Raw genomic sequence first — 22,812 nt, 5'->3', positions numbered from 1 at the left:
TTACGCCGGCACCTGGAGATCGATCGTGACGCCCTTGGCGCGGATATGTTCGCGAAGATTGCCCGGCTTGAGCTTGCCGCCGTCCTTGAGCTCGACCGGCGCGATGTAGGGGCCGACCGCGCCGACATCGTCGGCGGTGGCTTCGGCCAAGAGAGCGCGCGCGTCGTCGGAGGTGCTGACGACGGCGGAATCGGACAGTTCGGTGGACCAGCCTTGCTTGGCGGTTCGGTACACCACGGCACCATCCCAGGTGCGGTTGGCGGTCACCACCGAGGGGCCCGTGATCCTGATTTTCTTCTGTTCAAGCGGAGAGGTCATTCGGCAGCTTTCAGCAGTTCGGAGAACATCTGGTTGGAGAAGAGTTGGGTGACGTTGGACCGGCTCCACGGCGCGGAATGCGCGACCACGTCGCCGATGATGAGAATGGCGGGACCGCCATCGACCTGTTTGACCAGTTCGGGCAGCCGCGCCAGCGTGCCGACCGCGGCCTTGGCATCCGGCCGCGTCACGCGCGCGAACACGCCGACCGGCGTCTCCGGCGAGCGGCCCGCGGCAAGCATGCCTTCGCGGATCGAAGGCGCCGCGGTCATGCCCATATAGACGACGACGGTCATCTTCTTGTCTGTCAGCACCGACCAGTCGACGACCTCGGCATCGCGCGCCTTGTGCGCGGTGAGGAAGGTGATGCGCAGCGCCTCGTGCCTGAAGGTCAACGGCACTTCGAATTGCGCGGCCGCGCCCAGACCGGCCGAGACGCCCGGAATGATGGAGTAAGCGACGCCGGCGTCGCGCAGCGCCTCGATCTCCTCGCCGCCGCGGCCAAAGATAAAGGGATCGCCGCCCTTCAGCCGCACCGCGCGCTGGCCCGACTGCGCGGCCTCGATCATCAGTGCATTGATGGCGTCCTGGCCGATGCCGGGCTTGCCGACACGGCGGCCGACCGGGATCCGCGTGGCATCGCGTCGGATGCGATCGAGAATTTCCGGCGACACCAACTCGTCATAGAACACGACGTCGGCATCCTGCAGCGCGCGCAACGCCTTCACCGTGAGCAGATCCGGATCGCCGGGACCGGCGCCGACCAGCGTCACGTGACCGATGGCTTTGCCTTCCGCGCTCGCGCCGGCGAATGCGGCGGGATCGGTGATCGCGTTCAGCGCCCGCTCGGCCTCGTCCTTGCGGCCGGCCAGCACCAGCGCGCCGATCGGGCCGTCGACGATGCGCTCCCAGAAGCGGCGGCGCAGCGGAAACTCCTCGATGCGGGCGTGGATCGATTTGCGGACGCCGCCGATGAAGCCGGCGAGATCGCCGATCCGCGCCGGAAGCACCGCCTCGATCTTCTCGCGGATGCGGCGCGCCACCACCGGCGACGTGCCGCCGGTGCCAACTGCGACCACGACATCGCCGCGATCGACGATCGCCGGCATGATGAAGGTGGAGTGTACGAGGTCGTCCATCACATTGACCGGCAGGCCGATCGCTTTGGCGCGCACCGACATCGCAACACCGATCTCGCCGGCGCCGGCACAGAGGACGGCGATGACATCGGAGAGATCGGCGGTGAGCGGATCGCCTTCGGCGCGCTCGATCCGCACGGCGTCCTCCGTGGCGAGACCGGCAATGTCATGATCGCCGTCAGTCGCGTACCAGCGCACTGCGGCGCCGGCGGCTGCAAGCAGCCGCAACTTGGCGCGCGCGAGATCGCCCGCTCCAACGAGCAGCACCTTGCCGCTTTGCAGATCCAGAAACACCGGCAGATATCGCATCAGACACTCGCTTCCCCAATTTGGGGGTTGACTGAAATTATTTTCTATTTATCTCTCGATCAAGCCCAGCAAAGAGAAAATTATTTCTTCTCTATTGCAGCGCAACTTTAGAATTTTCAACTCCACAGGCCAAGGCCAAGAGATGCATCTTCTCGACAACGAATCCGTCGCCGCCAGGACGCGGTCCGCAGCCCTTAGCAATGCATCTTCCGTGCCGGGGATTCCCGCCAATCAGGCACCGCCGTCGATGGATCATCTCGACGAGCTGGAGGCCCAGAGCATCTATATTTTGCGCGAGGCGTTCGCCCGGCTGAAGAAGCTCGCGCTGCTGTGGTCGCTCGGCAAGGATTCCAACGTGATGATCTGGCTGGCGCGCAAGGCGTTCTTCGGCCGCGTCCCGTTCCCCGCGCTGCATGTCGACACCGGCAAGAAGTTTCCGGAGATGTATGCGTTCCGCGATCGCTTCGGAAAGGAATGGGACCTCGACCTGCGCGTCGAGCCTTGCCCGCCGATCGACAGCGTCGACCCGACCCTGCCGCCGGCCGCGCGTTCCGCCGCGCGCAAGACCGAGGGGCTGAAGCTCGCACTCAATAAATTCGGCTTTGACGGACTGATCGCAGGCATCCGCCGCGACGAAGAGGCGACGCGCGCCAAGGAGCGCGTGTTCTCGCCGCGCGGCCTCGAGGGCGAATGGGACGTCCGCGACCAGCCGCCGGAGTTCTGGGACCAGTTCAACGCCTCGCCGCCGCAAGGCGCGCATTTGCGCATCCATCCGATCCTGCATTGGACCGAGGCCGACATCTGGGCCTACACCAAGCGCGAAGGCATTCCGATCATCCCGCTCTATCTCGCCAAGGACGGCAAGCGCTACCGCTCGCTGGGTGATGCCGACATCACCTTCCCGGTCGCCTCCACCGCCTCCAACATCGACGAGATCCTCACCGAGCTCGACGGCACCAAGGTCCCGGAGCGCGCCGGCCGCGCGCTCGACCACGAGACCGAGGATGCGTTCGAGCGGCTGCGCGTCGCCGGCTATCTCTGATCGACACTCGAAGCAACACCTGACTCCAAGCAACTTGGCTTCCCACTTCGTGCGAGCGTTCCGATGAACATGATCCTTCCCACCGCCTCGATCTCGGCAACGCCCAACGGCACGACGCGGCCGCAGGTGCGCATCGTCATCGTCGGCCATGTCGATCACGGCAAGTCGACGCTGGTCGGGCGCCTGTTGCATGAGACCGGCAGCCTGCCGGACGGCAAGCTGGAAATGCTGAAGGCGGTGAGCGCGCGGCGCGGCATGCCGTTCGAGTGGTCGTTCCTGCTTGATGCGCTGCAGACCGAGCGCGACCAGGGCATCACCATCGACACCACCCAGATCCGCTTCCGCACCCGCTCGCGCGACGTCGTGCTGATCGACGCGCCCGGCCACGCAGAGTTCTTGCGCAACATGATCACCGGCGCCTCGCAGGCCGACGGCGCGGTGCTGATCATCGATGCGCTCGAAGGCGTGCGCGACCAGACCAGGCGGCACGGCTATCTCCTGCATCTGCTCGGCGTGAAGCAGGTCGCGGTCGTGGTCAACAAGATGGACCGCGTCGAGTTCAGCGCCGACCGCTTCAGGGAGATCAGCGACGAGATTTCCGCGCATCTGATCGGCCTCGGCGTAACGCCCACGGCGGTGATCCCGATCTCGGCGCGCGACGGCGACGGCGTCGCCGAGCGCACGGCACGGATCGACTGGTACCAGGGACCGACCGTGGTCGAGGCGCTCGATGCGCTCGAGCCGGCACGCCCGCTGGCCGAGCTGCCGCTGCGGCTGCCGGTGCAGGCGATCTACAAGTTCGACGACCGCCGCATCGTGGCGGGCCGCATCGAATCCGGCAGCCTGAAAGCCGGCGACGAGATCGTGATCATGCCGACCGGCAAGATCGCGCAGATCAAGACCGTCGAGAGCTGGCCGGTGACGCCGGTGGGAGGCCCGCAGGGCGCCGGGCGCTCGGTCGGCATCACGCTCGACCGCGAGCTGTTCCTCGAGCGCGGCGACATCATCGGACATTCCGGGCAGAGCCCGCGCGATACCCGCCGCATCCGCGCCCGGATCTTCTGGCTGCACGACAAGCCGCTGACCAAGGGCGAGCAGATCCTGATCCGGCTCGGCACCAAGGAAAGCCGCGCCACCGTGGTCGCGATCGAGAAGGCGATCGATCCCGGCGCGCTGTCCAACGAAGAGAATACCGCGATCGCACGCAACCATGTCGGCGAGATCGACATTTCGCTGGCGCAGCCGGTTGCAACCGATCCCTACACCGACAATCCGCGCACCGGCCGCCTCGTCATCGAGGTCAACGGCCGGATCGCCGGCGGCGGTCTCGTGCTGTCGGTCGACGCCGGCCGGCCGGCGGTGCCGGTCGATATCGTGCCGGTGGAGTCCGCGCTGCGGCCGGACGAGCGCTCGGCGCGCTACCATCACAACGGCGCGGTGATCTGGCTGACCGGCCTGCCCGGCTCGGGGAAGTCGACCCTGGCGCGGGCGCTGGAGCGGCGCCTGTTCGGCAATGGCGGCTCGCCGATCCTGCTCGATGGCGACACGCTGCGTGCCGGGCTGAACGGCGATCTCGGCTTCTCGCCGCAGGACCGCGCTGAAAACATCCGCCGCCTCGCCGAAGTCGCGACCCATCTGGCGCGCAACGGCCATATCGCGATCGTGGCCGCGGTGTCGCCATCGTCCGCCGACCGTGCGGCCGCACGCCGCATCGCCGACAGCGCGTTCCGCGAGATCTATGTCGCGACGCCGGCCGAGGTCTGCGAGACCCGCGATCCCAAGGGCCATTACGCCAAGGCCCGCTCCGGCGGATTGCCATCTTTCACCGGCATCACCAATGACTACCAGCCGCCAACCGGCAATGAACTGACCATCGACACCTCGAACCGCTCGGTCAGCGATGCCACCGACGAGATCGAGCGGATGCTGGCCACGACCGGCATCCTGTTCGACGAACTGACCGACCTCGCGGCGAATATCTAGGCGGCCTGGCCTCCTCCTCTGGGGGGCCTTCTCAGAGCCGGGACTTTAGGGCTAAAAGGGCCGTGAACGCGGCCCTTTGGCGCGTTTTTTGCTGATTTCTTCTGAAAACAGCCCCTAAACGCCCCATTTCTTTGAGAAAGCCCATCATGACTCGTGTCGATGCCCATGGATTGAAGATCGCCCCTGTCCTGTTCGATTTCATCGCCAAGGAGGCGACGCCGAAAACCGGGATCGCCCCGGATGCGTTCTGGGCCGGACTTGCCGCCATCATCCAGAAGCTCGGGCCGAAGAACCGCGAGCTGCTCGCGGTCCGCGACGCGCTGCAGGCCAAAATCGACGACTGGCATCGCGCCAACAAGGGCAAGGCGTTCGACATCAACGCCTACACCGCGTTCCTCAAGGACATCGGCTACCTGCTGCCCGAGCCCGCGACCCACAAGGTCGAGACATCAAATGTCGACGAGGAAATCGGCAAGATCTGCGGCCCGCAGCTGGTGGTGCCGCTCACCAACGCCCGCTACGCACTGAACGCCGCCAACGCGCGCTGGGGTTCTCTGTACGACGCGTTCTACGGCACCGATGCGATCCCGCAGGATCCGAGCGAGGCTGGCCGCGGTTACAACAAGGCTCGCGGCGACAAGGTGATCGCGAAGGCGAAGGCGTTCCTCGACGCCGCCGTGCCGCTTGCGACCGGAAGCCACACCGACGTGACCTCCTACGCCGTGATCGCGGGCCAGCTCTCGGTCAAGCTGAAGAGCGGCAATTCGACCGCGCTGAAGAACGCCGCCCAGTTCGCCGGCTATCAGGGCGACGCCGCCCAGCCTTCCGCGATCCTGCTCGTCAACAACGGCATGCATGTCGAGGTCAAGATCGACCGCAACAACGTGATCGGCAAGGATGACCCGGCCGGCGTCGCCGACATGATCCTGGAATCGGCGGTCTCCACCATTCTCGACATGGAAGACTCGGTCGCCGCCGTCGACGCCGAGGACAAGGTTCTGGTCTATCGCAACACGCTCGGCCTGATGAACGGTACGCTGTCGGCCGATTTCGAGAAGGGCGGCAAGACGCTGACCCGCTCGCTCAATGCCGACCGCGTCTACAAGAAGCCCGACGGCAGCGAGCTGAAGCTGCACGGCCGCAGCCTGCTCTTGATGCGCAATGTCGGCCACCACATGTTCACCGACGCCGTGCTCGACGCCAAGGGTGAGGAAATCCCGGAAGGCATTCTGGATGCCGCGGTCGCCGGCCTGCTCGCGATCCACGACCTCAAGGGCAATTCGAAGGTCAAGAACAGCCGCACCGGTTCGGCCTATATCGTCAAGCCGAAGATGCACGGCCCCGACGAGGTGACGCTGACCTGCGACCTGTTCGCCGAGGTCGAGAAGATGCTCGGCCTGCCGGAGAACACTCTGAAGGTCGGCATCATGGACGAGGAGCGCCGCACCACGGTCAACCTCAAGGCCTGCATCCAGCGCGCCTCCAAGCGCATCATGTTCATCAACACCGGCTTCCTCGATCGTACCGGCGACGAGATCCACACCTCGATGGAAGCGGGTCCGATGATCCGCAAGAACGACATGAAGGCGCAACCGTGGATCAAGGCCTATGAGGACTGGAACGTCGACAACGGCCTGATCGACGGCCTGCCCGGCCATGCCCAGATCGGCAAGGGCATGTGGGCCGCCCCCGACAAGATGGCCGACATGCTGGCGCAGAAGATCGGCCATCCGCAGGCCGGTGCCACCACCGCCTGGGTGCCGTCGCCGACCGCAGCCACGCTGCACGCGCTGCACTATCACCAGGTCAACGTAATCGCCCGACAGCAGGAACTCGCCAAGGGCGGGCCGCGCGCAAAGCTCTCCGACATCCTCACCATCCCGGTGTCGCAGTCGAACTGGGCGCCCGACGACGTCAAGCAGGAGATCGACAACAACTGCCAGGGCATCCTGGGCTACGTCGTGCGCTGGATCGACCAGGGCGTCGGCTGCTCCAAGGTGCCCGACATCCACGATGTCGGCCTGATGGAGGACCGCGCCACGCTCCGCATCTCGAGCCAGCACCTCGCGAACTGGCTGCATCAGGGCGTCATCACCAGGGATCAGGTGATGGAGTCGCTGAAGCGCATGGCCGTCGTCGTCGACAAGCAGAACGCCGGCGATTCGCTCTACAAGCCGATGGCGCCCGCGTTCAATGGCACCGCCTTCAAGGCGGCCTGCGACCTGATCTTCGAGGGCCGCACGCAGCCGAACGGCTACACCGAATACATCCTCACCGCGCGCCGCCGCGAGGCCAAGGCCGCGGGCTGATCCAATAGCCCGACGACAAGCAAAAGCCCCGGTGCGAGCCGGGGCTTTTTTGTTGGCGCCGCGAATGACGCTGGAAAATGCGATGGCCCGCCGTCGCAGGGGCGCACTGCCAAATTATCGAAAACAACCCCATGCAAAGGTGCCGGCGGCTGGCTGCGGACACGGCAACTTGACTCGTCGGGCAAATCAGCGGCATTATTCCATTATTCCGAAATCGCAATGTGAGTCTGCGGCTCCTCCAACCCGTCGTCCCTGCTCCCGTGCGCTATTGCGCACTAGGCAGGGACGACGATGAGGATAGTTCTCGATTCAAGGCGTCACACCACGCGGTGCCATCACCCGCCACCGGGTCTCGCCTTCGGCAGCGGACCGGCTGTTTCGACCAAAAACCATCGCGCTCTAAAACACCGCCAAATACTTCAGCAGCGAGATGATGCCGATGATGATGACGACGGCGCGCGCGATCTGCTTGGCGCGGCCGTCGAGCGGCAGCATGTTGATGAGATAAAGAACGAGAATAACGACAAGGAAGGTGACGAGTACGCCGACGAGCATGCGGGGCCCCCTGATGGCATCGGTGAATGTGCTGTTCGCCCTTTGCTAACGTGCAGGAGGCAGGCCGGTTCCGCGCCAGGAACCGAAAGCGGCCGCCGCGGTGCGGTCGACGCTACTCGCGCGCCAGCACCGCCGGCCGGCCATATTTGGCGCGGATGCGATCCGGCGCCGGCGTGAAGTTGAGCTGCGCGCCGCGCCGGTCCGGACGGCTCACCGACATCAGCCCGTCCTTGCCGGCAACGATGTCGCCCTTGCGCAAGGTCGGATCGTCCTCGATTTTCACCGCGGCGAGGCCGACCGAGTCCTTGCCGTTGCAGGTGCAGCCCGAGACCAGCTCGTCGCGATAGCGGAACGCGTTCGGCAGCTCGGAATACGGCTTGCCATCTTCCGTCGCGGCGTTGTCGATATTGCCGCCATAGACCACTTCGGTTGCGCTCGCCGGGCAGAAGCTGTTGCAGCTTTCCGCCTTGCTCTGGTTGCCGGTCGCAGCAAGCGGGAAATAGCGGCCGTCACAGGTCCGCACGCAATAGGCCTGGCCGACGTCATAGCGCGGACGGCGCTCGACCCGCGGCGCCATCGGCGCCGGGCCGTCGTCGAACGGCATCCGGATCACCGGCGGGCGGCCATGCATGAAGCCGCCGAACAGTTGCGAGAAGAAGTCCTGAGCTTGCGCTGCAGGCGCAAGGGACAGGCCGAGCAATGCCGCCGTCCCGAACGCGCAGCGCCTTACGTGCCGTTTCACCATCACCGACCTCGGTACAATACCGATCGCTGGAACCCCGTTTTGAATCGGAACGCGGCTCTGGATTCTTGTTCTGACGCGTTTTCTTCACGCGAACCGGTATCCACTTCGCTCGAAAACGCTCTAGTGTCCCGAATCCGAAGTTCGCATCATTTGCCGCACCTTCGGAGCGAACTTCGGATTCGATAAGGACACTAGGAAACTTATGATTCTAGTGTGCTTTATGAATGCGAAGTTCGTGAAAGCGGCTGCCGCGAAATCGCACGAACTTCGCATTCAGCACACTAGTACAACGAGGAAGCCGTCGGGATGTTCATCGCCTGACGCCCGGAAGGCAGCGTCGTCATCGCGGGTCGCGGCCGTGCCGCGGCCGGCCGGACCGAAATCTGCGTCGTGGTCGGGCCGATCTCGCGCGCGGCGAGGTGCGGCGCGTTCTTCGGCAACACCACGACCCTGGTGCCGACATCGACCCGGCTGAACAGGTCGGAGACGTCTTCATTGGTCAGGCGGATGCAACCGGACGAGACGAACTTGCCGATCGTCGAGGGATCGTTGGTGCCGTGGATGCGGTACTCGCTGGAGCCGAGATACATCGCGCGCGCACCGAGCGGGTTGCCCGGGCCACCGGCCATGAAGCGCGGCAGATAGGGCTGGCGCTTGATCATCTCGGCCGGCGGATGCCAGTCCGGCCATTCGGCCTTGCGGCTGATGGTCTGGATACCCGCCCAAGTGAACCCCTCGCGGCCGACGCCGACGCCGTAGCGGATCGCGCGGCCGCCGCCGAGCACGTAATAGAGCGCGGTGTTGCCGGTATCGATGATGACGGTGCCGGGCGCCTCTGACGTGTTGAGTACGACGGTGGTGCGGCGCAGCCGCTCCGGCAGCGCGCCGTCCTCGGTCGAGGGATCGCTCATCACCTCGTCGGAGGGGAATCCGCCTGGCTGCGTCGACGCATAGCCGAGCGCGGAAGAGCGGACTTGAGCGCTGGCCGAACTGGCGACAATGAACGGCGCCGCGAACAGGACGCTGGCGAAGGCAACGATGCGCGCGGCGCGCGACGCTAGCCGGCGGCTGGAGAGAGACTGCTGTGTCATGTGCTGCCCCTGAACGGGATGCGCATCATGGTGATGCGATGCCAAGCCAACGCGCGTGGCCGCAAGACGGTTCCGCCGCGAATCGTCGCGAAGCCGCGATTGTCAACCCGTCACGTCTCACGAAGCCGCGATGGAACCTTTGCCGAGGCAACGCCGTTGTCACGCGCAATTTAGTGCGAAATTCATTTGTCCTCGTGCGGGAGGAAACTGGTGCGCGCCTTTCCGGGTGAACGTATGCTTGGCAACGCGCCCGAAGGCACGCCCCTCCCCGACAGCAAAGCCGAAACGCCGCCGATTATCAGCCGCGCCGAGGTCGTGGCCTTCGCGCTGGTCGCGCTGCTGGTGATCGTCGTGGTGGCGGTGCTCTATCTGGCGCGCGCCTTCTTCCTGCCGATCACCATGGCCTTCATCGTCGGCACCATGCTGTCGCCGGCGGCGAGCCTGCTCGAGCGCTACCGGATTCCGCGCGCGCTCGGCGCCATGCTGATCGTGGTCGCGGTCGGCGCCGCCGTCGCCTTCATGGTCGGACTGATCGCCTCGCCTGTGATCCAATGGAGCTCGCGGCTGCCCGAACTCGGCGCGATCCTGAGGGAGAAGCTGCATGTGTTCGACCGGCCGCTCGCACTGTGGCAGGAGTTGCAGAGCATGGTCGGCGGCACCGATACGCTGGCGACGCTCCAGATACCGAAATTCGAATGGGTGCAGCCGACGCTGGAATTCCTGTCGCCCACCTTCGCCGAATTCCTGCTGTTCATCGTAACCTTGATCCTGTTCATCGCGAGCTGGAAGGATCTGCGCCGCGGGTTGGTGATGACCTTCCGTGACCGCGCGGCGCGGCTGCGCACGCTGCGAATCCTCAACGAGCTCGAAACACACCTCGGCAATTATCTGCTGACCGTCACGATGATCAATGTCGGCGTCGGCATCATCACCGGCGCGATCTGCGCGGCGACCGGCATGCCGACCCCAGCCGGGCTCGGCGCGCTCGCCGCAGCACTGAACTTCATTCCGATCATCGGCCCGGTCGCGATGTTCGTGGTGCTGGTTGTGGTCGGCATCATCTCCTCGCCGACCATCGGCGCGGGGCTGATCGCGCCGGCCTGTTTTGCCATCGTGATCTTCATGGAAGGTCATTTCGTGACGCCGACGATCGTCGGTCGCAGGCTGTCGCTGAATGCGCTCGCGGTCTTTCTCGCGCTCGCTTTCTGGACCTGGCTGTGGGGCCCGATGGGCGCCTTCCTGTCGTCGCCGCTGCTGATCGTGGCGTTGATCGTGAAGGAGCATTTGATGCCGGACAATTCGCCGCAGCTGCCCGAAGATTAACCTCGGTTTCGCATCTGGAACCTTTGCATGGTGCGAAGCGTTTTTCTCCAGACGCACACGTTCTCCGGGAGCTTTCGATTTCGAGCACGGACAGCGCATTTGGGATCAGGACCATGACGGATAACGCGACCTACGAACGCCTCGAAAAGGATGTCACCGCCGTGAAGAACGATATCGCAGCCCTCACCGAACAGATCACCGACGCGCTGAACTCGTTTGCGAACAACGCAGGCAAGCAGGCCCGCCGCCGCTACAAGGATGTGCGCGCCAACGCGGAATCGACGCTCGACGACATGTCGGAGCGCGGCAGCGCGATGATGGGCGCAGCGCAGGATGCCGCATCTTCGATCGAGGAATCGCTGGAAGATATGATCACGCAGCGGCCGCTGGCGACGGTCGGCCTTGCGCTCGGTCTCGGCTTCCTGATCGGCGTCAGCTGGCGCCGCTAGGCAATCTGCAGTCTCCGGGGGATGAGCCCCATGGTAGCGGCCATGCGGAAACCGCCCTTCTGGACGCGATGGCGGCGCTGGCGCGCCGCCGCCGCGTTTGTTGATGCGCTCTTCAGGGCAAGGCTCAGGGCAAGATTCAAGGCAGGATTCAAGGCAGGGCTGGTCGATGCTTCAGCGGCTGATCAATGACGTCAAGGATTCCACCGGCAACGCGCTGCGGCTGACGTCGCTGGCCGCGGCCGCTGCGATCGCGCTGTTCATCACCATCGCCTTTCTGTGCGCGGCCGCCTTCGTCTACGTGCTGCAGCACTACGGGCCGGTGGAAGCGTGCCTCGCCGGCGCCGCGCTGTTTCTTGTCGTCACGGTGATCGCCGCCAGCGTCTACGTGGTGCGCAAGCGCGAGATGCGCCGCCGCGCCGAGAAGGCGGCAAAGGCCGCCGCGGCCAATGTGTTCGCCGATCCGGTGGTGGTCGCCACCGGCCTGCAGATCGTGCGGGCCATCGGCGTGAAGCGGCTGATCCCGCTCCTGGCGGTCGGCGGCCTCGCGCTCGGCCTGATGGCAAGCCGCAGCGCTGCCCGCAGCGGCGAGGCGGACGAGGAGGAATAGCCTGCGTTGCCCGGTAGGGTGCAAACCGCAACCAACGATGTCATCGCCCGGCTTGACCGGGCGATCTAGTATTCCAGAGACGATTGTGATTGAGCCGATGGGCCGCGGCGTACTGGATCGCCCGGTCAAGCCGGGCGATGGCGCCGTCGATATTAGACGACTGTGCGCCCTTCTCAGGTCACGCAGCGGCCGGGCTGCAGCAGCTTGGCCACTTCGGTCAGCACGCTGACCACGGGCTCGCAGGCCACCTTGCGGGTGTCGCCGGGCCGGGCCCGAGCCGGCGCTGCGGGGCGATGGCGCGCCTCTTCCTTGGCCACGGGGACGCGGACCAGCACCGATGTATCGGGAAGCCGCTCGACCTTCAGCGCAACGGTCCGGCTCGGCAGGCCGGTGACTGGAACCGTGGCACGGTCGGTCTTGGCGGCGCGATTGACGGCGCTCTCCGGCGCCAGTGCGGTGGTGACCTGCTGGCCGCCGATGAGATCGTGGCCAGATGCCAGCTGGACGGCGCCAAGCGTCAGCCCAGCCGCCAGCGCAGCGAAAATTCCCATCTGTATCTTTGACATGATGATGTCCCTCGCCCCATGGAAATTCGCTCGGAAATTCGCTCGACGATCCCTTGGCGATCCCGGACACAACGCGAACGAAACCTGCGGGGTTCTCGCGTCCAGCCATCACTTAACCGTGTACGAAAATATTTTCACTTGCGCGGAACGACTCAGGGGGTCTGCGAGTCATTGGAAGAGCCGGTTATTCCCCCTGCCCCATTGACCGGCGACGTAGGGCGCGACCGTGGTGATGCCGGTCGCGCCCTGCTCTTTTTCTGGTGTGCCTCAAACGATGCGTCAGCCGGCCTGTCGCTCACCGGTCGCAATCGAAAACCTGAAACCAAAGGTCCGGTGCTCGCACTAGCGAGAGGTCCGTCCGCGTCAGACATTGTCGTTCGCTGGCATGTCCTGGGATCGAACAACCGTCACTTCACGGCATGACGGGCAACGACCGACGTGAAACTTGATTCCGGTTGTCTGGTCGTCGACGAGCATCAATTCGCTCAAGGGCTCACCGCATTTGCATGTGACCGTTTTCTGATCGGCAAAGTACATCTGACGTCCTCCATAAGCCTGGAGATTTCTCGTCTTCGGGGCGAGCTCGTTTGCGCCGTGCTCGCCCCCTCGCTTCCGCTCCTTCTCGGTCGGTCAGATCCGGGCCATCCGGATGGTTGGTGTGGCTCCTGGCGCTTATTTCGAAGCGGATTGCGCCTTCCGTGATTCCGCGGCTTCGCGCGCCTGCCGCTCGGCCTTGAGGCGCTGGAAGTTGTCGTAGAACGCCTTCTCGTTGGCGCGATGCTCCTTCATCGCCTGCGATGCGTCTTGCTGACGCTGCGCATCACGGTCCTTGCGCTGCTGGGGAGTAAGATTCATACGGCCTCCGACTAAGCTCTTGAATCAACGCTGGATTCAACGCACAAGGCCGGAAAAGGTTGCACCTTGGGAAGGAGCTGGGTCTATTTGCGCAGGCTCGCCCAGACACCGCCGAGGATCAAAAGACCGCCAACCAGATGGATCAGCTTCGGCGGCTCGCCGAGGATGATCCAGGACAGCAGCGCGCTTGCGATCGGTGCAACGTAGAGCACCAGCGAGCTCCGCACCGAGCCGAATCTCGCGCCGAGCCAGGCGAAGCCGGCATAGGCGATCAGGCCGGGCACGAGGCCGGCGAAGACATAGGCCTCGAACGCCCGGGTGTTGAACACCTCTGCCGGGGTGGCCCACATCTCCTGGAGCGCCGGCGGCAGCGAGCACAGCGCGCCGGCCGCCGAGAACAGGCTGACCCGCGCCAGCAGCGAGGCGCGCGGCGCGACGCGCGACTGCAGCAGCGTGTAGCCGGACCAGCCGAGCATCGCGCATACCACCAGGAGATCGCCCCAGGCCGCGCTCGATTGCGTCAGCGTTTCCAGATGACCGCCCGAGACGATCAAGAGCGCACCGCCGAGCGCCAGCGCCGTGCCGAGCCATTGCAGCGGGCCGATATGCTCGATGCCGAGCGCCGCCGAGATCAGCAGCACCATGATCGGCGACAGCGCGAAGATCAGCGCGATGTGGATCGCCGTGGTCGTGATGCCGGCGATGTAGACCGGGGCACCGCACAGGAACATGCCGAGGAAACCGGCGGCGAGGATCGGCCAGAGGTTTTGCGCCAGCGGGATCTTGCCGTCGCGGATCGCTGCGATCGCAAACGGCGCGAGGCCGATGGCGATGATGCTCCAGCGAAAGAAGGCCAGCGAAAACGGCGGCACCGAGCCGGCAAGCCCGCGCGCCAGAACCTGGTTGGAGGCCTGCCCGACCGCGACCAGGATGAAGCCGGTCAGCGCGACCGCGTCCTCCCAGCCTTTGGCGGGGCGGCTGACCTGCGCTTTCGGCGGCTCCGCATCCATCACACCGCCCCCCTCGGCCGGCACGCGATCGGCTCACACGTCCGCTACTGCTCGGCCGCCTCGCGCTCCATGTCGCGGCCGGCGAGATCCTCGCCCTGCATGTTGGCGTATTCGCGCGCCATCTCGCGCATCAGGAATTTGGCGGGGACGTCGTGATAGCTGCCGTGGTCGCTGACATACTGCATGTAGGCGCGCCCTTCGCCGTCGAAGGGATGCAGCAGCGCGTCGACGTGGCCGTCGAAATCGAGCGGCTTGACGCCAAGCTTGGCGCACAGCGTGTCGTTGAAGGTCGGGGTCGCCTTGCGCCAGGCGCCATCGACGAACACGTCGGTGAAGCCGTGCCAGGTGAACAGGTCCGAGCCCATGCTCAGGCGCAGCTTCTCGGTGGTGAGATGGTTGCGCACATCGGCGAAGCCGACACGCGCCGGGATGCCGTGGACCCGGCAGGCAGCGGCATAGAGCGCCGCCTTGCCGACGCAGTAGCCATTGCCGGCGGCGAGCACGCTGGAGGCCCGGTAGCTCTCGGGCGAGCGCATGCTGACATAGGGGTTGTAGCGGATGCCGTCGCGCACCGCGGTGTAGAGCCGGCGCGCCTTGTCGCGCACGCTGGCGTCAGACGGAACGGCGGCGCGGGCGAACGCCTCGACGGCGGGATGGTCGCTATCGACATATTCGCCAGGGTCGGTGTAGAGGCGGCTGATCGTATCGGGAAGATGCTCGGTCATGGCATAAGCTTAGCAAGCCATCTGCGCAGTTCAATGCAGCACGTGCGGCCCCGCCCGCAGCCCTGCCCCGCCGAAGCCCTGCTCCGATTAGATCGAAACGGGGCTCTGGATTTTAGTCTTGACGAGTTCGCTTCACGCGAACCGGCGCCCACTTCGCTCGAAAACGCTCTAGTTCTCGAAGTGTTCGTCCAACCGCGGTGACGGGTAGCTGCGCCGCTTCGCCTTGAAATATTGGCGTGCGAAATGGATGCCGATCCCGATCAGGAACGGCGGCGCAAGCGCTGCCGCGATCATGAGCGCGGTGATCGACTTCGGCGTCAGGATGTCCAGCACCATCGACGCCAGCAGCCACAGCGTGGCAGCAATCACCGCGACGTCGACATGCTTCATTCCCCGGTCTTTCCCTTGGTCCCTGGCTACCATCCGGGTTCCATCCTACCGGCTGGTCCCTGACGCGCCAAGGATTCCGGGCGGCAGACGGTACCTTCGGCCCTTCACTTTTTTGGAACGGCGCTTGTTTGGAACGGCGCCTGCGCGGGCCACGTTTATCCAGATCAGACCTTGATCAACCGAGTTCGGAGGCCGCGATGGGCAACTCCAGTGACATCCACAGCGGCGTCGACCGTCCCGCCAGCCGGAACGGCGTCAACGACCCCGTCGACGGGGTCGATGTGAAGCGAACCTTCAACGACAACCAGACGCCGCACGAACGCGCGCAATGGGCCGCCGATGTGCGTGCCGACCCCTCGCCGAAGCGCGGCGAGCCGTTCCTGCCCGAGGCGCTGCGGCGGCGCCCGACGTCGCCGATCAATCCGCGCACCGGCCGCCATCCGACCGATTAGCGTCTGGCGAGACGACCCGTCACCCCCGCGCAAAGGCTTCGCCTTTGTCGCTGGAGGTGCGAGCCTTGCGGCGCAATTGCGCCGCTGGGCGAGCCTCGAAGGGTCGACGGCCGCTAGCCGGGCCGTGCATCCTTCGAGACGCGCGTTCCGCGCTCCTCAGGATGACGGAAAAGCGACCGCTTAGCTGACCATCAAGTCGTGAACGCCCGCACCAGCAGCAGACCGCCGAACAGCGCGAGAATCGAGAGCGCGACGGAGGCTGTGACGTAGGCGCCGGCCGCCCACAGCTCGCCGCGCTGCATCAATACGATCGCATCGAGCGAGAAGGTCGAGAAGGTGGTGAAGCCGCCGCAAATGCCGACGGTGAGAAACACCCGCATCGCCTGGCTGGCATTCCAGCTCAGCGCGAACGACTCCGCGAAGACGCCGATGAGGAACGAGCCTACGATATTGATCACCAGCGTGCCCCAGGGAAATTCCGTGCCGACCAGGCGCCCCGCGCCGATCGCCACCAGATAGCGCGCGACCGATCCCAGCGAACCGCCGATCGCGACCGCCGCCAACAACTGAACGTTCAATGCTCCGCCTTTCCGGCTCGCCATTCGACGAAGCCCGCCAGCACCCCAAGCACGAAGGTCGCGGCAACCAGCTCGCCCGGCGCGCCGACCAGCAGGGCGACGACACCGACGAGCCAGATCGACCCGACCAGCGACAATGCGATTGAGAGTGAACCAGGAAGACCCGACATGCGCTGTCCCTTCTCATTCGCGGGACACGGCGGGTCGGCGGGGGCGCATGCTCCTACCGACGCTGTCGCGCCCGGTAGGAGTCATCAGCCTTGCGGCGGTTATCGGGGGACTCCATCCCCATCAACACGGGGATGGTAGGCGAGCGGAACCGCGGGAGCAAGTGGGCATCCCCGTTCCAGGTGTCGGCTCATGCATTCGCCGACAGCATCGCACTCAGCTCGACGGCTGTGCGGAGCTGCTCGATGCGCGCGGCGACCTGCTCGCGTTCGGCGCCGCGCGGCAGCTGCGCGAGCTGGCTCTCGAGCCGCGCGCGATGTTCCTCAAGCCGTTGCTCGAACGTATGGGGCTCAGATCGCTTCCGTTTCTGAATCGTCTTCTGCATTACTCACCCTTGGCGGTTGCAGACCGGGACTGTTAGCCCAACGGTCCAGTTGATCGATGACCTGCGCGTGGCTCGGACGTCGCGGTTTCGGGGCTTCCGGCTCCTCGGATAGCTTGCGGGGAAGCTTGACGTGGTTGGTCATGGCATCACTCCCGCAAGATAACGAGAAGGCCAGCCGGATCGTTCCCTTAGTTTTTCATCTAAGCCATTGATATTACTTAATAAACTTACTAAATCGATGTTTTTATCTCAACCTGGGGAACACACCCCGAATTGGTTCGTTTAGCAAGTTACTCAACAAGCTAATTCTAGGCGGTTTGCGATGAATGAGCTTCGCGCTGAACGTCTTCAAGTCATGCTCTCTCCCGAAGAATTATCGGCCCTCGACGATTTCCGATTTAAGCACCGCATGCCGACCCGCGCTGCGGCGGTCCGCGAGCTGCTCAAGCTCGGTCTGGCCGGCGGCGCCACTGATGGGGCGGCAGGAGTGAAATCGAGCGATTATGGAGTGTTTGACCGGGGGCCCGATGGGCACACCCAGAGCGACGCGCCGCAAGAGGACTGACGGCGCGTTGGCGCAGACGCTGCGGTTCAGCCGGCGGCGAACAGGTCCACAATCGCCTTCAGGATGCACACCACGAGGGCCGACGTGAACATCGCCGTGCCGAGATCTGCGAGATAAAGCAGTTGTGCCCTCTGCTCAGCATCAAGCCGCGCGATCGCTTTGCGCATGGCCAAGCTCCCTTTTCGGGAGAACGCAATGCGCCGATGTCCGTTCCCTCCTTTGCATCAGGCCCGCTGCAGCGCCAGCGTCACGCCGCCGAGCGTCAGTGCCATGGCGCCGATCTCGCGCAAGCCCAGCGGCTCACCGAGAATGATCGCGGCCGACACCACGCCGATGACCGGCACCAGCAGCATGCCCGTTGACGCCGATGTCGGCGGCAGGCGGCGCAGCGTCTCGAACCAGGTGAGATAGCAGATGCCCATCGGCAACAGCGTCATGTAGGCAAAGCAACCGAGGCCGAGCGGCGTGATCGCGGCATAATTCGGATGCTCGAAGAGAATGCCGAGCAGAAGCATCACGAGACAGCCGATGCCGACCTGCCAGGCTACCACCGCGAGCGGCGGCATCGGCAGCGGCTTGCGGTTCAGCACGTTGCCGAGCGCGAACAGGATGGCGCAGGCGAGCGCCAGCGCGATACCGGTCAGCTTGTCGGCGCTGAACGCAAAGCCATTGCCGCCGAGCAGGAGCGCAACGCCGGCGACGCCGAGCACCAGCGCCGCAAGATCCCGCAGCGTCGGGCGGCTGTGCAGCACCGGCCAGGCGAACAGCATCGCCCAGATCGGCATCGTGTAGGCGAGTAGCGCCCCCTCGCCGACCGTGACGAACTTCATCGCGATGGTGCCAAAGCCCATCCAGGCGAAGACATTGGTGAAGGAAGCGAACAGCAGCCGCGGGATCGCCTCGCGCGGCACGGCGAGCGACTGTCCGCGGGCCAGCGCCAGCGTGCCCAGGATCACCGCCGCGCAGGTGCCGGCAAGCCCGCGGGCGAACAGCGGCGGCCATTGCTGCAGCAACAGCTTCATCAGCGGCCAGTTCAGGGCCCAGCCGAAGGCCGTCACCACCAGGCAGAGAAAGCCCACCGTTCTATCGCGCTGCGTCGTATCCATGGGCCGCGCTTAGCAGGCGAAGGCCCGCGATTCCACATCGCTTGGCGTATGAGGGGCGCGGCGCGTATGCAGGGACGCGTGGCACGCGCGAATAACCGGGCGTTGACCTTCGGATATCGCTCCGTCAGGCGAAGGTGCCGATCGTGACCCGCGGCCAGCCGTCGGTTTTCCGCGCGGCGGCAAGCCTGGCCGTCCAGGCATCGATCAGGCTTGCGATGAGCAGGCGGCCGGTGCCACGCATGTCGGGCAGTTTCATGGTCGGCGTGCCGAGCGTCAGCGCGACCACGCCGTGGGTCGCCGCCAAAAGCGCGGTCGCGAGCCGCTGCGGCAGGCCGGGCGCCGGCTCGGCGCCATGTGCCGCCAGAAATTCCCGCACCGAGATCACGAACAATTCGTAGCTGCGGCGCGCGATCTCGGTCTCGCCGAAATAGACGCCGTCGGGAAAACGGCGGTCCTCGATCGTACCGGACATCGAAAACAGCGAGCGGAAGTGATCGGGATTGTCGGCCCAGTAATCGAGATAGGTTTCCATCACGCGCCGCAGCCGCAGATCGCTGTCGGCCGTCTCCGCGTGGACCCGCTCGAGGCGTTCGGCGACCGCCTCGAGGTTCTGCTGCTTCACCGCGAGCAGCAGCAGCAGCTTGGTCGGGTAATATTTGAGGACGGTGCCCTTCGAGTAGCCGATCGCGTCGGCGATCTTCTGGATCGAAACGGTCTCCAGCGTGCCGGCGGCGAACTCCGTGCGCGCGGTCTCGAGGATCAGCGCCTTCAGCGCCTCCTTGTCGGCCTCCTGGCGCGCCCTGCGCTGAAAGCGCCGTGCGCCTTTGGCTCGCTCCACGATCGACATCCCCATCCGCCTCGCGCCTCCATGCCGCGCACCCGCCCCGATGGCAACCCCGCCCTTGCAATATGCAAGTTAATTGACTATGGTCAATTAAATAATGACAAGACGGGAGGATCCGATGAGCCCCTTTGTAGGCGAAATTGTCCGCAGCGATTTCGATCCGTTCAGCGCGGCGACGCGGGCCGATCCCTACGGCACCTATGCGGAGCTGCGTGCCGCGGCGCCGGTCATCCGCCTGACCAAATATGACATCTGGGCGGTGCCGCGCTTTGCCGAGGTCAAGACGATCTTCGGAGACCATGTCAATTTCAGCAACGCCGGCGGCGCGGGGCTTGCGAACCACTTCAAGGACAAGCCGTGGCGGCCGCCAAGCATCGTGCTGGAAGCCGATCCGCCGCTGCACACGCGAACCCGTGCGGTGCTGGCGCGGATCCTCTCGCCCGGCGCGATGCGGCGGCTTGCCGATGACTTCAAGGCGACGGCGACGCGGCTGGTCGACGGGCTGGTCGAACGCAAATCGTTTGACGCCATCAAGGACATCGCCGAGGTGTTTCCGGTCAGCGTGTTTCCCGACGCGCTCGGCATCGACCAGGAGGGCCGCGAGAACTTCCTGACCTATGGCGCGATGGTGTTCGCCGGCTTCGGGCCCGAGAACGACTATTTTCGCGATCTGATGCAGCAGGCGCCCCGCGTGCTGCCCTGGGTCGCGGCGCGCTGCCAGCGCGAGGCGCTGCGCCCGGGCAGTTTTGGCGCGCAGGTCTATGAGGCGGCCGACGCCGGCGAGATCAGCGCGGAGGAAGCGCCATTGCTGGTGCGTTCGCTGCTCTCGGCCGGGCTCGACACCACGATCAGTGCGATCGGCATGGCGCTGTACACGCTTGCGCGCCATCCCGAGCAATGGTCGCTGCTTGCAGGCGATCCGTCGTTGTCGCGCGCGGCATTCGACGAGACCCTGCGCTTCGATTCACCGGCGCCGTTCGTGTTCCGTACCACGCCGCATGACACCGAGATTGCAGGCGTCAGGATCGGCAAGCACGAGAAGGTGCTGCTGCTGCTCGCCTCCGCCAACCGCGACGAGACGCGCTGGGAACATGCCGACCAATTCGACGTCAGACGGCGGCTCTCCGGACACATGGGCTTCGGCGTCGGCATCCACGGCTGTGTCGGGCAGATGGTGGCGCGGCTGGAAGCCGAGGCCGTGATCACGGCGCTCGCCAGCCACATCAAGCAGTTCGAGATTGCAGGCCCCACAGCCTTCCGCGACAGCTCGGGCCTGCGGGCGCTCAGCACAATGCCGGTCCGCGTGATGCCGAAGTAACGTCGCTATCGAAGGCTCGCTCAAAAAAAGCCGGCGTACCTTTCGGCACGCCGGCCTGGATTTTGCCGCTTGCGTAAATTCAGCTCATGCCGATGCCGCGCGCGGCGTGCGGTTGCGCGAGTTGCGCTGGAAGAACAGCGCCTGGCTCGCCACCGCCGACACCATCGCCGGCTGGAACGGCTTTGAGATCAGGAATGCCGGCTCCGGCCGCTCGCCGGTCAGGAAGCGCTCGGGATAGGCGGTGATGAACACCACCGGCACCTCGAAGGTCCGCAGCAACTCGTTCACGGCATCGAGGCCCGACGAGCCGTCGGCGAGCTGGATGTCGGCGAGGATCAGGCCGGGCTTCTTGTTCTTGGCGAGCGCCACCGCATCGGAATGCGTGCGCGCAACGCCGATGACGTTGTGGCCGAGATTCTTCACCAGGCTCTCGAGGTCCATGGCGATGAAGGTCTCGTCCTCAATGATCAGGACGTCGGTGGCGATCTCGGCGGCCATCTCGCGGCCGGCGGCATCGGTCAGCTTGCGCGTCTCGGCGATATCGGTGCCGAGAATGTAGCCGACCTCCTCCTCCGAAAAGCCCTCCAGCGACAGCAGCAGGAAGGCCTGGCGCGGCAGCGGCGTGATGTTGGACAGCCGCCGCTCCGGCGGCAGCGACAGCGTCGCCACGTCGGCATTGTCGTTGTTGTTCACCGACACCGAATTCCAGATCTGGGTGAACAGCCGAAACAGGCCGGCGCGCGGCCCGTGGGTCTGGTCCAGTAACGATCCATCCTGCAACAGGGCCTCGAGCATGGCCCCGACATAGGCGTCCCCCGACGCCTGATTTCCGGTCAGTGCGCGAGCGTAACGGCGCAACAGCGGAAGGTGTTCGGCAACGATCTGCGATCGGGACATTCCCACTCCATCCTTGTTCGTGAGGCCTGGTGGCCTGAAACCCGTTGTCTGGGGGCGCCAGAATCCAGTTCTGGGGCGCCCCCGGTTCCCCTGCATGCCCGACTACGCGCGAAAGCCGAAAAAGTTCCACGAAATAGTTCCAGCATTCCGGAACTTTCTGCGCAACTTTGCATTAGCTCCAGACCGACGAGGCAACGCGGCCAGCCTCTTTTTTCGAGGAAACGACTTGGAAATCAGAGACTTAACTCCCGGGGAAGCGTGGATCACATCATGAAGGAAGTAAAGAAGCAGGGCGGTCTCAACGCCGAGATTCAATCGAGAATCGGCCACCAGCTTCGCGCCATGTACGATGACGTGGTGCGACAGGGCGTACCCGACCGCTTTGCGGAGCTGATCCGCAAACTCGACGGGCCGGAGGCAGCGGCGGCGGCCGTCGCCGGGGGCGATACCGACAAGAACAATGGAGGGGACTAATGCCTCTCACGAATGAACTTCGCGACGATATCCTTGCGTCGGTCCCGAGCCTGCGCGCGTTCGCGATCTCGCTCTCCGGTAATGGTGACCGCGCCGACGATCTGGTGCAGGAGACCCTGCTGCGCGCGATCGCCAACATCGACTCGTTTCAGCCCGGCTCGAACCTCCCCGCGTGGCTGTTCACCATCCTGCGCAACCTGTTTCGCTCCGACTACCGGAAGCGGCGGCGCGAGGTGGAGGATGCCGAGGGCAATTATGCCAAGACGCTGAAGAGCCAGCCTTCGCAGGCGGCGCATCTGGAGTTCGAGGAATTCCGCGCCGCGCTCGAAAAGCTGCCGCAGGACCAGCGCGAGGCGCTGATTTTGGTCGGCGCGTCCGGCTTCTCCTACGAGGATGCCGCGGCGATCTGCGGCTGCGCGGTCGGCACCATCAAGAGCCGCGTCAACCGCGCGCGATCGAAGCTCTCCGCGCTACTTTATGTCGACAGCGCCGAGGATTTCGGCCCCGACAACACCGTGCGCGCCGTGATCGGCGGCAATGGAGGCTAAGCGCGACCACAACAATAAATGAGAAAAGGCGGCCCGCGGGCCGCCTTTTTATATTGGCCTG

At 65.1% G+C, this 22,812-nt stretch carries 28 protein-coding genes and 1 riboswitch; of the genes, 11 read left to right on the top strand and 17 right to left on the bottom strand.

All coding sequences use genetic code 11. The annotated features are described in order from the left end of the window. Together ACE10X_RS05315 and cysG are read right to left on the bottom strand one after the other, a co-directional pair. Positions 1 to 318, bottom strand: a complete 318-nt coding sequence (locus tag ACE10X_RS05315; RefSeq protein ID WP_028334721.1) for a DUF2849 domain-containing protein — start codon at positions 316 to 318, stop codon at positions 1 to 3. Next, positions 315 to 1,766: a siroheme synthase CysG gene (gene cysG, locus ACE10X_RS05310; RefSeq protein ID WP_038386133.1), complete on the bottom strand. Its 1,452-nt coding sequence runs from the start codon at positions 1,764 to 1,766 to the stop codon at positions 315 to 317. The genes ACE10X_RS05315 and cysG overlap by 4 nt, the downstream gene beginning before the upstream one ends. A 247-nt stretch (positions 1,767 to 2,013) precedes the next feature. Between cysG and cysD the strand changes: the two genes are divergently transcribed. The 3 genes from cysD (at position 2,014) to ACE10X_RS05295 (ending at position 7,100) form a co-directional block, all read left to right on the top strand. Beyond that, the gene (gene cysD / locus ACE10X_RS05305; RefSeq protein ID WP_038386140.1) at positions 2,014 to 2,808 is read left to right on the top strand and encodes a sulfate adenylyltransferase subunit CysD; all 795 of its coding nucleotides are present in this window, start codon (positions 2,014 to 2,016) and stop codon (positions 2,806 to 2,808) included. A gap of 63 nt (positions 2,809 to 2,871) precedes the next feature. Next, positions 2,872 to 4,791: an adenylyl-sulfate kinase gene (gene cysC / locus ACE10X_RS05300; protein WP_304557465.1), complete on the top strand. Its 1,920-nt coding sequence runs from the start codon at positions 2,872 to 2,874 to the stop codon at positions 4,789 to 4,791. A gap of 146 nt (positions 4,792 to 4,937) precedes the next feature. Further along, positions 4,938 to 7,100 (top strand): malate synthase G, encoded by a 2,163-nt coding sequence (locus tag ACE10X_RS05295; protein WP_038386129.1) that lies wholly within the window; start codon positions 4,938 to 4,940, stop codon positions 7,098 to 7,100. A gap of 399 nt (positions 7,101 to 7,499) precedes the next feature. On the opposite strand, the gene ACE10X_RS05290 is transcribed toward ACE10X_RS05295, so the two are convergent. From ACE10X_RS05290 to ACE10X_RS05280, 3 genes are all read right to left on the bottom strand, one after another. Next, the gene (locus ACE10X_RS05290) at positions 7,500 to 7,655 is read right to left on the bottom strand and encodes a Thivi_2564 family membrane protein (RefSeq protein ID WP_085970696.1); all 156 of its coding nucleotides are present in this window, start codon (positions 7,653 to 7,655) and stop codon (positions 7,500 to 7,502) included. A gap of 112 nt (positions 7,656 to 7,767) precedes the next feature. After that, the gene (locus tag ACE10X_RS05285; protein ID WP_038386128.1) at positions 7,768 to 8,400 is read right to left on the bottom strand and encodes a DUF2865 domain-containing protein; all 633 of its coding nucleotides are present in this window, start codon (positions 8,398 to 8,400) and stop codon (positions 7,768 to 7,770) included. A gap of 281 nt (positions 8,401 to 8,681) precedes the next feature. Further along, positions 8,682 to 9,491: a L,D-transpeptidase gene (locus ACE10X_RS05280; protein ID WP_038386127.1), complete on the bottom strand. Its 810-nt coding sequence runs from the start codon at positions 9,489 to 9,491 to the stop codon at positions 8,682 to 8,684. Between the two features lie 210 nt (positions 9,492 to 9,701). On the opposite strand from ACE10X_RS05280, the gene ACE10X_RS05275 reads away from it, so the two are divergent. The 3 genes from ACE10X_RS05275 (at position 9,702) to ACE10X_RS05265 (ending at position 11,870) form a co-directional block, all read left to right on the top strand. Beyond that, on the top strand, positions 9,702 to 10,814 hold the full coding sequence (locus ACE10X_RS05275; RefSeq protein WP_038386126.1) for an AI-2E family transporter: 1,113 nt from the start codon (positions 9,702 to 9,704) through the stop codon (positions 10,812 to 10,814). A gap of 113 nt (positions 10,815 to 10,927) precedes the next feature. After that, on the top strand, positions 10,928 to 11,263 hold the full coding sequence (locus ACE10X_RS05270) for a YqjD family protein (protein ID WP_375764066.1): 336 nt from the start codon (positions 10,928 to 10,930) through the stop codon (positions 11,261 to 11,263). A gap of 166 nt (positions 11,264 to 11,429) precedes the next feature. Continuing rightward, on the top strand, positions 11,430 to 11,870 hold the full coding sequence (locus tag ACE10X_RS05265; RefSeq protein WP_038386125.1) for a hypothetical protein: 441 nt from the start codon (positions 11,430 to 11,432) through the stop codon (positions 11,868 to 11,870). A 173-nt stretch (positions 11,871 to 12,043) separates the two neighbouring features. On the opposite strand, the gene ACE10X_RS05260 is transcribed toward ACE10X_RS05265, so the two are convergent. The 5 genes from ACE10X_RS05260 to ACE10X_RS05240 form a co-directional block, all read right to left on the bottom strand. Next, on the bottom strand, positions 12,044 to 12,436 hold the full coding sequence (locus tag ACE10X_RS05260; protein WP_038386124.1) for a hypothetical protein: 393 nt from the start codon (positions 12,434 to 12,436) through the stop codon (positions 12,044 to 12,046). A 672-nt stretch (positions 12,437 to 13,108) separates the two neighbouring features. Next, on the bottom strand, positions 13,109 to 13,291 hold the full coding sequence (locus ACE10X_RS05255) for a hypothetical protein (RefSeq protein WP_016842983.1): 183 nt from the start codon (positions 13,289 to 13,291) through the stop codon (positions 13,109 to 13,111). 83 nt (positions 13,292 to 13,374) lie between these two features. Then, positions 13,375 to 14,325 (bottom strand): DMT family transporter, encoded by a 951-nt coding sequence (locus tag ACE10X_RS05250; RefSeq protein WP_244435873.1) that lies wholly within the window; start codon positions 14,323 to 14,325, stop codon positions 13,375 to 13,377. Between the two features lie 20 nt (positions 14,326 to 14,345). Next, positions 14,346 to 15,026 (bottom strand): transglutaminase family protein, encoded by a 681-nt coding sequence (locus tag ACE10X_RS05245; protein ID WP_038386122.1) that lies wholly within the window; start codon positions 15,024 to 15,026, stop codon positions 14,346 to 14,348. 168 nt (positions 15,027 to 15,194) lie between these two features. Then, on the bottom strand, positions 15,195 to 15,416 hold the full coding sequence (locus ACE10X_RS05240) for a hypothetical protein (protein WP_038386121.1): 222 nt from the start codon (positions 15,414 to 15,416) through the stop codon (positions 15,195 to 15,197). 197 nt (positions 15,417 to 15,613) lie between these two features. On the opposite strand from ACE10X_RS05240, the gene ACE10X_RS05235 reads away from it, so the two are divergent. Next, complete coding sequence (locus ACE10X_RS05235) at positions 15,614 to 15,868, top strand: hypothetical protein (protein ID WP_375764065.1); 255 nt, start codon at positions 15,614 to 15,616, stop codon at positions 15,866 to 15,868. Between the two features lie 191 nt (positions 15,869 to 16,059). Here the strand turns inward: ACE10X_RS05235 and crcB are convergent, their stop codons facing one another. The 3 genes from crcB to ACE10X_RS05220 all read right to left on the bottom strand — a co-directional run bounded on the left by crcB (position 16,060) and on the right by ACE10X_RS05220 (position 16,999). Next, positions 16,060 to 16,446, bottom strand: a complete 387-nt coding sequence (gene crcB / locus ACE10X_RS05230) for a fluoride efflux transporter CrcB (RefSeq protein WP_304557464.1) — start codon at positions 16,444 to 16,446, stop codon at positions 16,060 to 16,062. Beyond that, positions 16,443 to 16,616: a hypothetical protein gene (locus ACE10X_RS05225; protein ID WP_157788034.1), complete on the bottom strand. Its 174-nt coding sequence runs from the start codon at positions 16,614 to 16,616 to the stop codon at positions 16,443 to 16,445. The genes crcB and ACE10X_RS05225 overlap by 4 nt, the downstream gene beginning before the upstream one ends. 68 nt (positions 16,617 to 16,684) lie before the next feature. Then, positions 16,685 to 16,745: riboswitch (Fluoride riboswitch) on the bottom strand. A 59-nt stretch (positions 16,746 to 16,804) separates the two neighbouring features. Next, positions 16,805 to 16,999 carry a hypothetical protein gene (locus ACE10X_RS05220; RefSeq protein WP_038386119.1) on the bottom strand — a complete coding sequence of 65 codons (195 nt, stop codon included), beginning with the start codon at positions 16,997 to 16,999 and terminating at the stop codon, positions 16,805 to 16,807. Between the two features lie 322 nt (positions 17,000 to 17,321). On the opposite strand from ACE10X_RS05220, the gene ACE10X_RS05215 reads away from it, so the two are divergent. Beyond that, complete coding sequence (locus ACE10X_RS05215; RefSeq protein ID WP_038386118.1) at positions 17,322 to 17,564, top strand: hypothetical protein; 243 nt, start codon at positions 17,322 to 17,324, stop codon at positions 17,562 to 17,564. A 26-nt stretch (positions 17,565 to 17,590) separates the two neighbouring features. Here ACE10X_RS05215 and ACE10X_RS05210 read toward each other — a convergent pair whose 3' ends face one another. The 3 genes from ACE10X_RS05210 to ACE10X_RS05200 form a co-directional block, all read right to left on the bottom strand. Beyond that, a complete protein-coding gene (locus ACE10X_RS05210; RefSeq protein ID WP_155258615.1) occupies positions 17,591 to 17,731 on the bottom strand; it encodes a hypothetical protein in 141 nt (46 codons plus the stop codon). A gap of 57 nt (positions 17,732 to 17,788) precedes the next feature. Beyond that, on the bottom strand, positions 17,789 to 18,670 hold the full coding sequence (locus ACE10X_RS05205) for a DMT family transporter (RefSeq protein ID WP_375764064.1): 882 nt from the start codon (positions 18,668 to 18,670) through the stop codon (positions 17,789 to 17,791). 124 nt (positions 18,671 to 18,794) lie between these two features. Next, positions 18,795 to 19,517, bottom strand: coding sequence for a TetR/AcrR family transcriptional regulator (locus tag ACE10X_RS05200; RefSeq protein WP_244435872.1), 723 nt, complete (start codon positions 19,515 to 19,517; stop codon positions 18,795 to 18,797). 115 nt (positions 19,518 to 19,632) lie between these two features. On the opposite strand from ACE10X_RS05200, the gene ACE10X_RS05195 reads away from it, so the two are divergent. Beyond that, positions 19,633 to 20,832 carry a cytochrome P450 gene (locus tag ACE10X_RS05195; RefSeq protein WP_375764063.1) on the top strand — a complete coding sequence of 400 codons (1,200 nt, stop codon included), beginning with the start codon at positions 19,633 to 19,635 and terminating at the stop codon, positions 20,830 to 20,832. A gap of 84 nt (positions 20,833 to 20,916) precedes the next feature. Here the strand turns inward: ACE10X_RS05195 and ACE10X_RS05190 are convergent, their stop codons facing one another. After that, complete coding sequence (locus tag ACE10X_RS05190) at positions 20,917 to 21,729, bottom strand: response regulator (RefSeq protein ID WP_016847263.1); 813 nt, start codon at positions 21,727 to 21,729, stop codon at positions 20,917 to 20,919. Between the two features lie 270 nt (positions 21,730 to 21,999). Here ACE10X_RS05190 and ACE10X_RS05185 point away from each other — a divergent pair, with 270 nt between their 5' ends. After that, entirely contained in the window at positions 22,000 to 22,203 is a 204-nt protein-coding gene (locus ACE10X_RS05185) for a NepR family anti-sigma factor (protein WP_018269610.1), read from the top strand. After that, on the top strand, positions 22,203 to 22,751 hold the full coding sequence (locus ACE10X_RS05180) for a sigma-70 family RNA polymerase sigma factor (protein WP_016847265.1): 549 nt from the start codon (positions 22,203 to 22,205) through the stop codon (positions 22,749 to 22,751). The genes ACE10X_RS05185 and ACE10X_RS05180 overlap by 1 nt, the downstream gene beginning before the upstream one ends. The last annotated feature ends 61 nt before the right edge of the window (positions 22,752 to 22,812 follow it).

The organism is Bradyrhizobium sp. Pha-3 (assembly GCF_042258325.1).
In the GTDB taxonomy this organism is placed as follows: domain Bacteria; phylum Pseudomonadota; class Alphaproteobacteria; order Rhizobiales; family Xanthobacteraceae; genus Bradyrhizobium; species Bradyrhizobium elkanii.
Note: the sequence above shows the minus strand (reverse complement) of the source record. Positions and strands in the feature narration are given on the sequence as shown.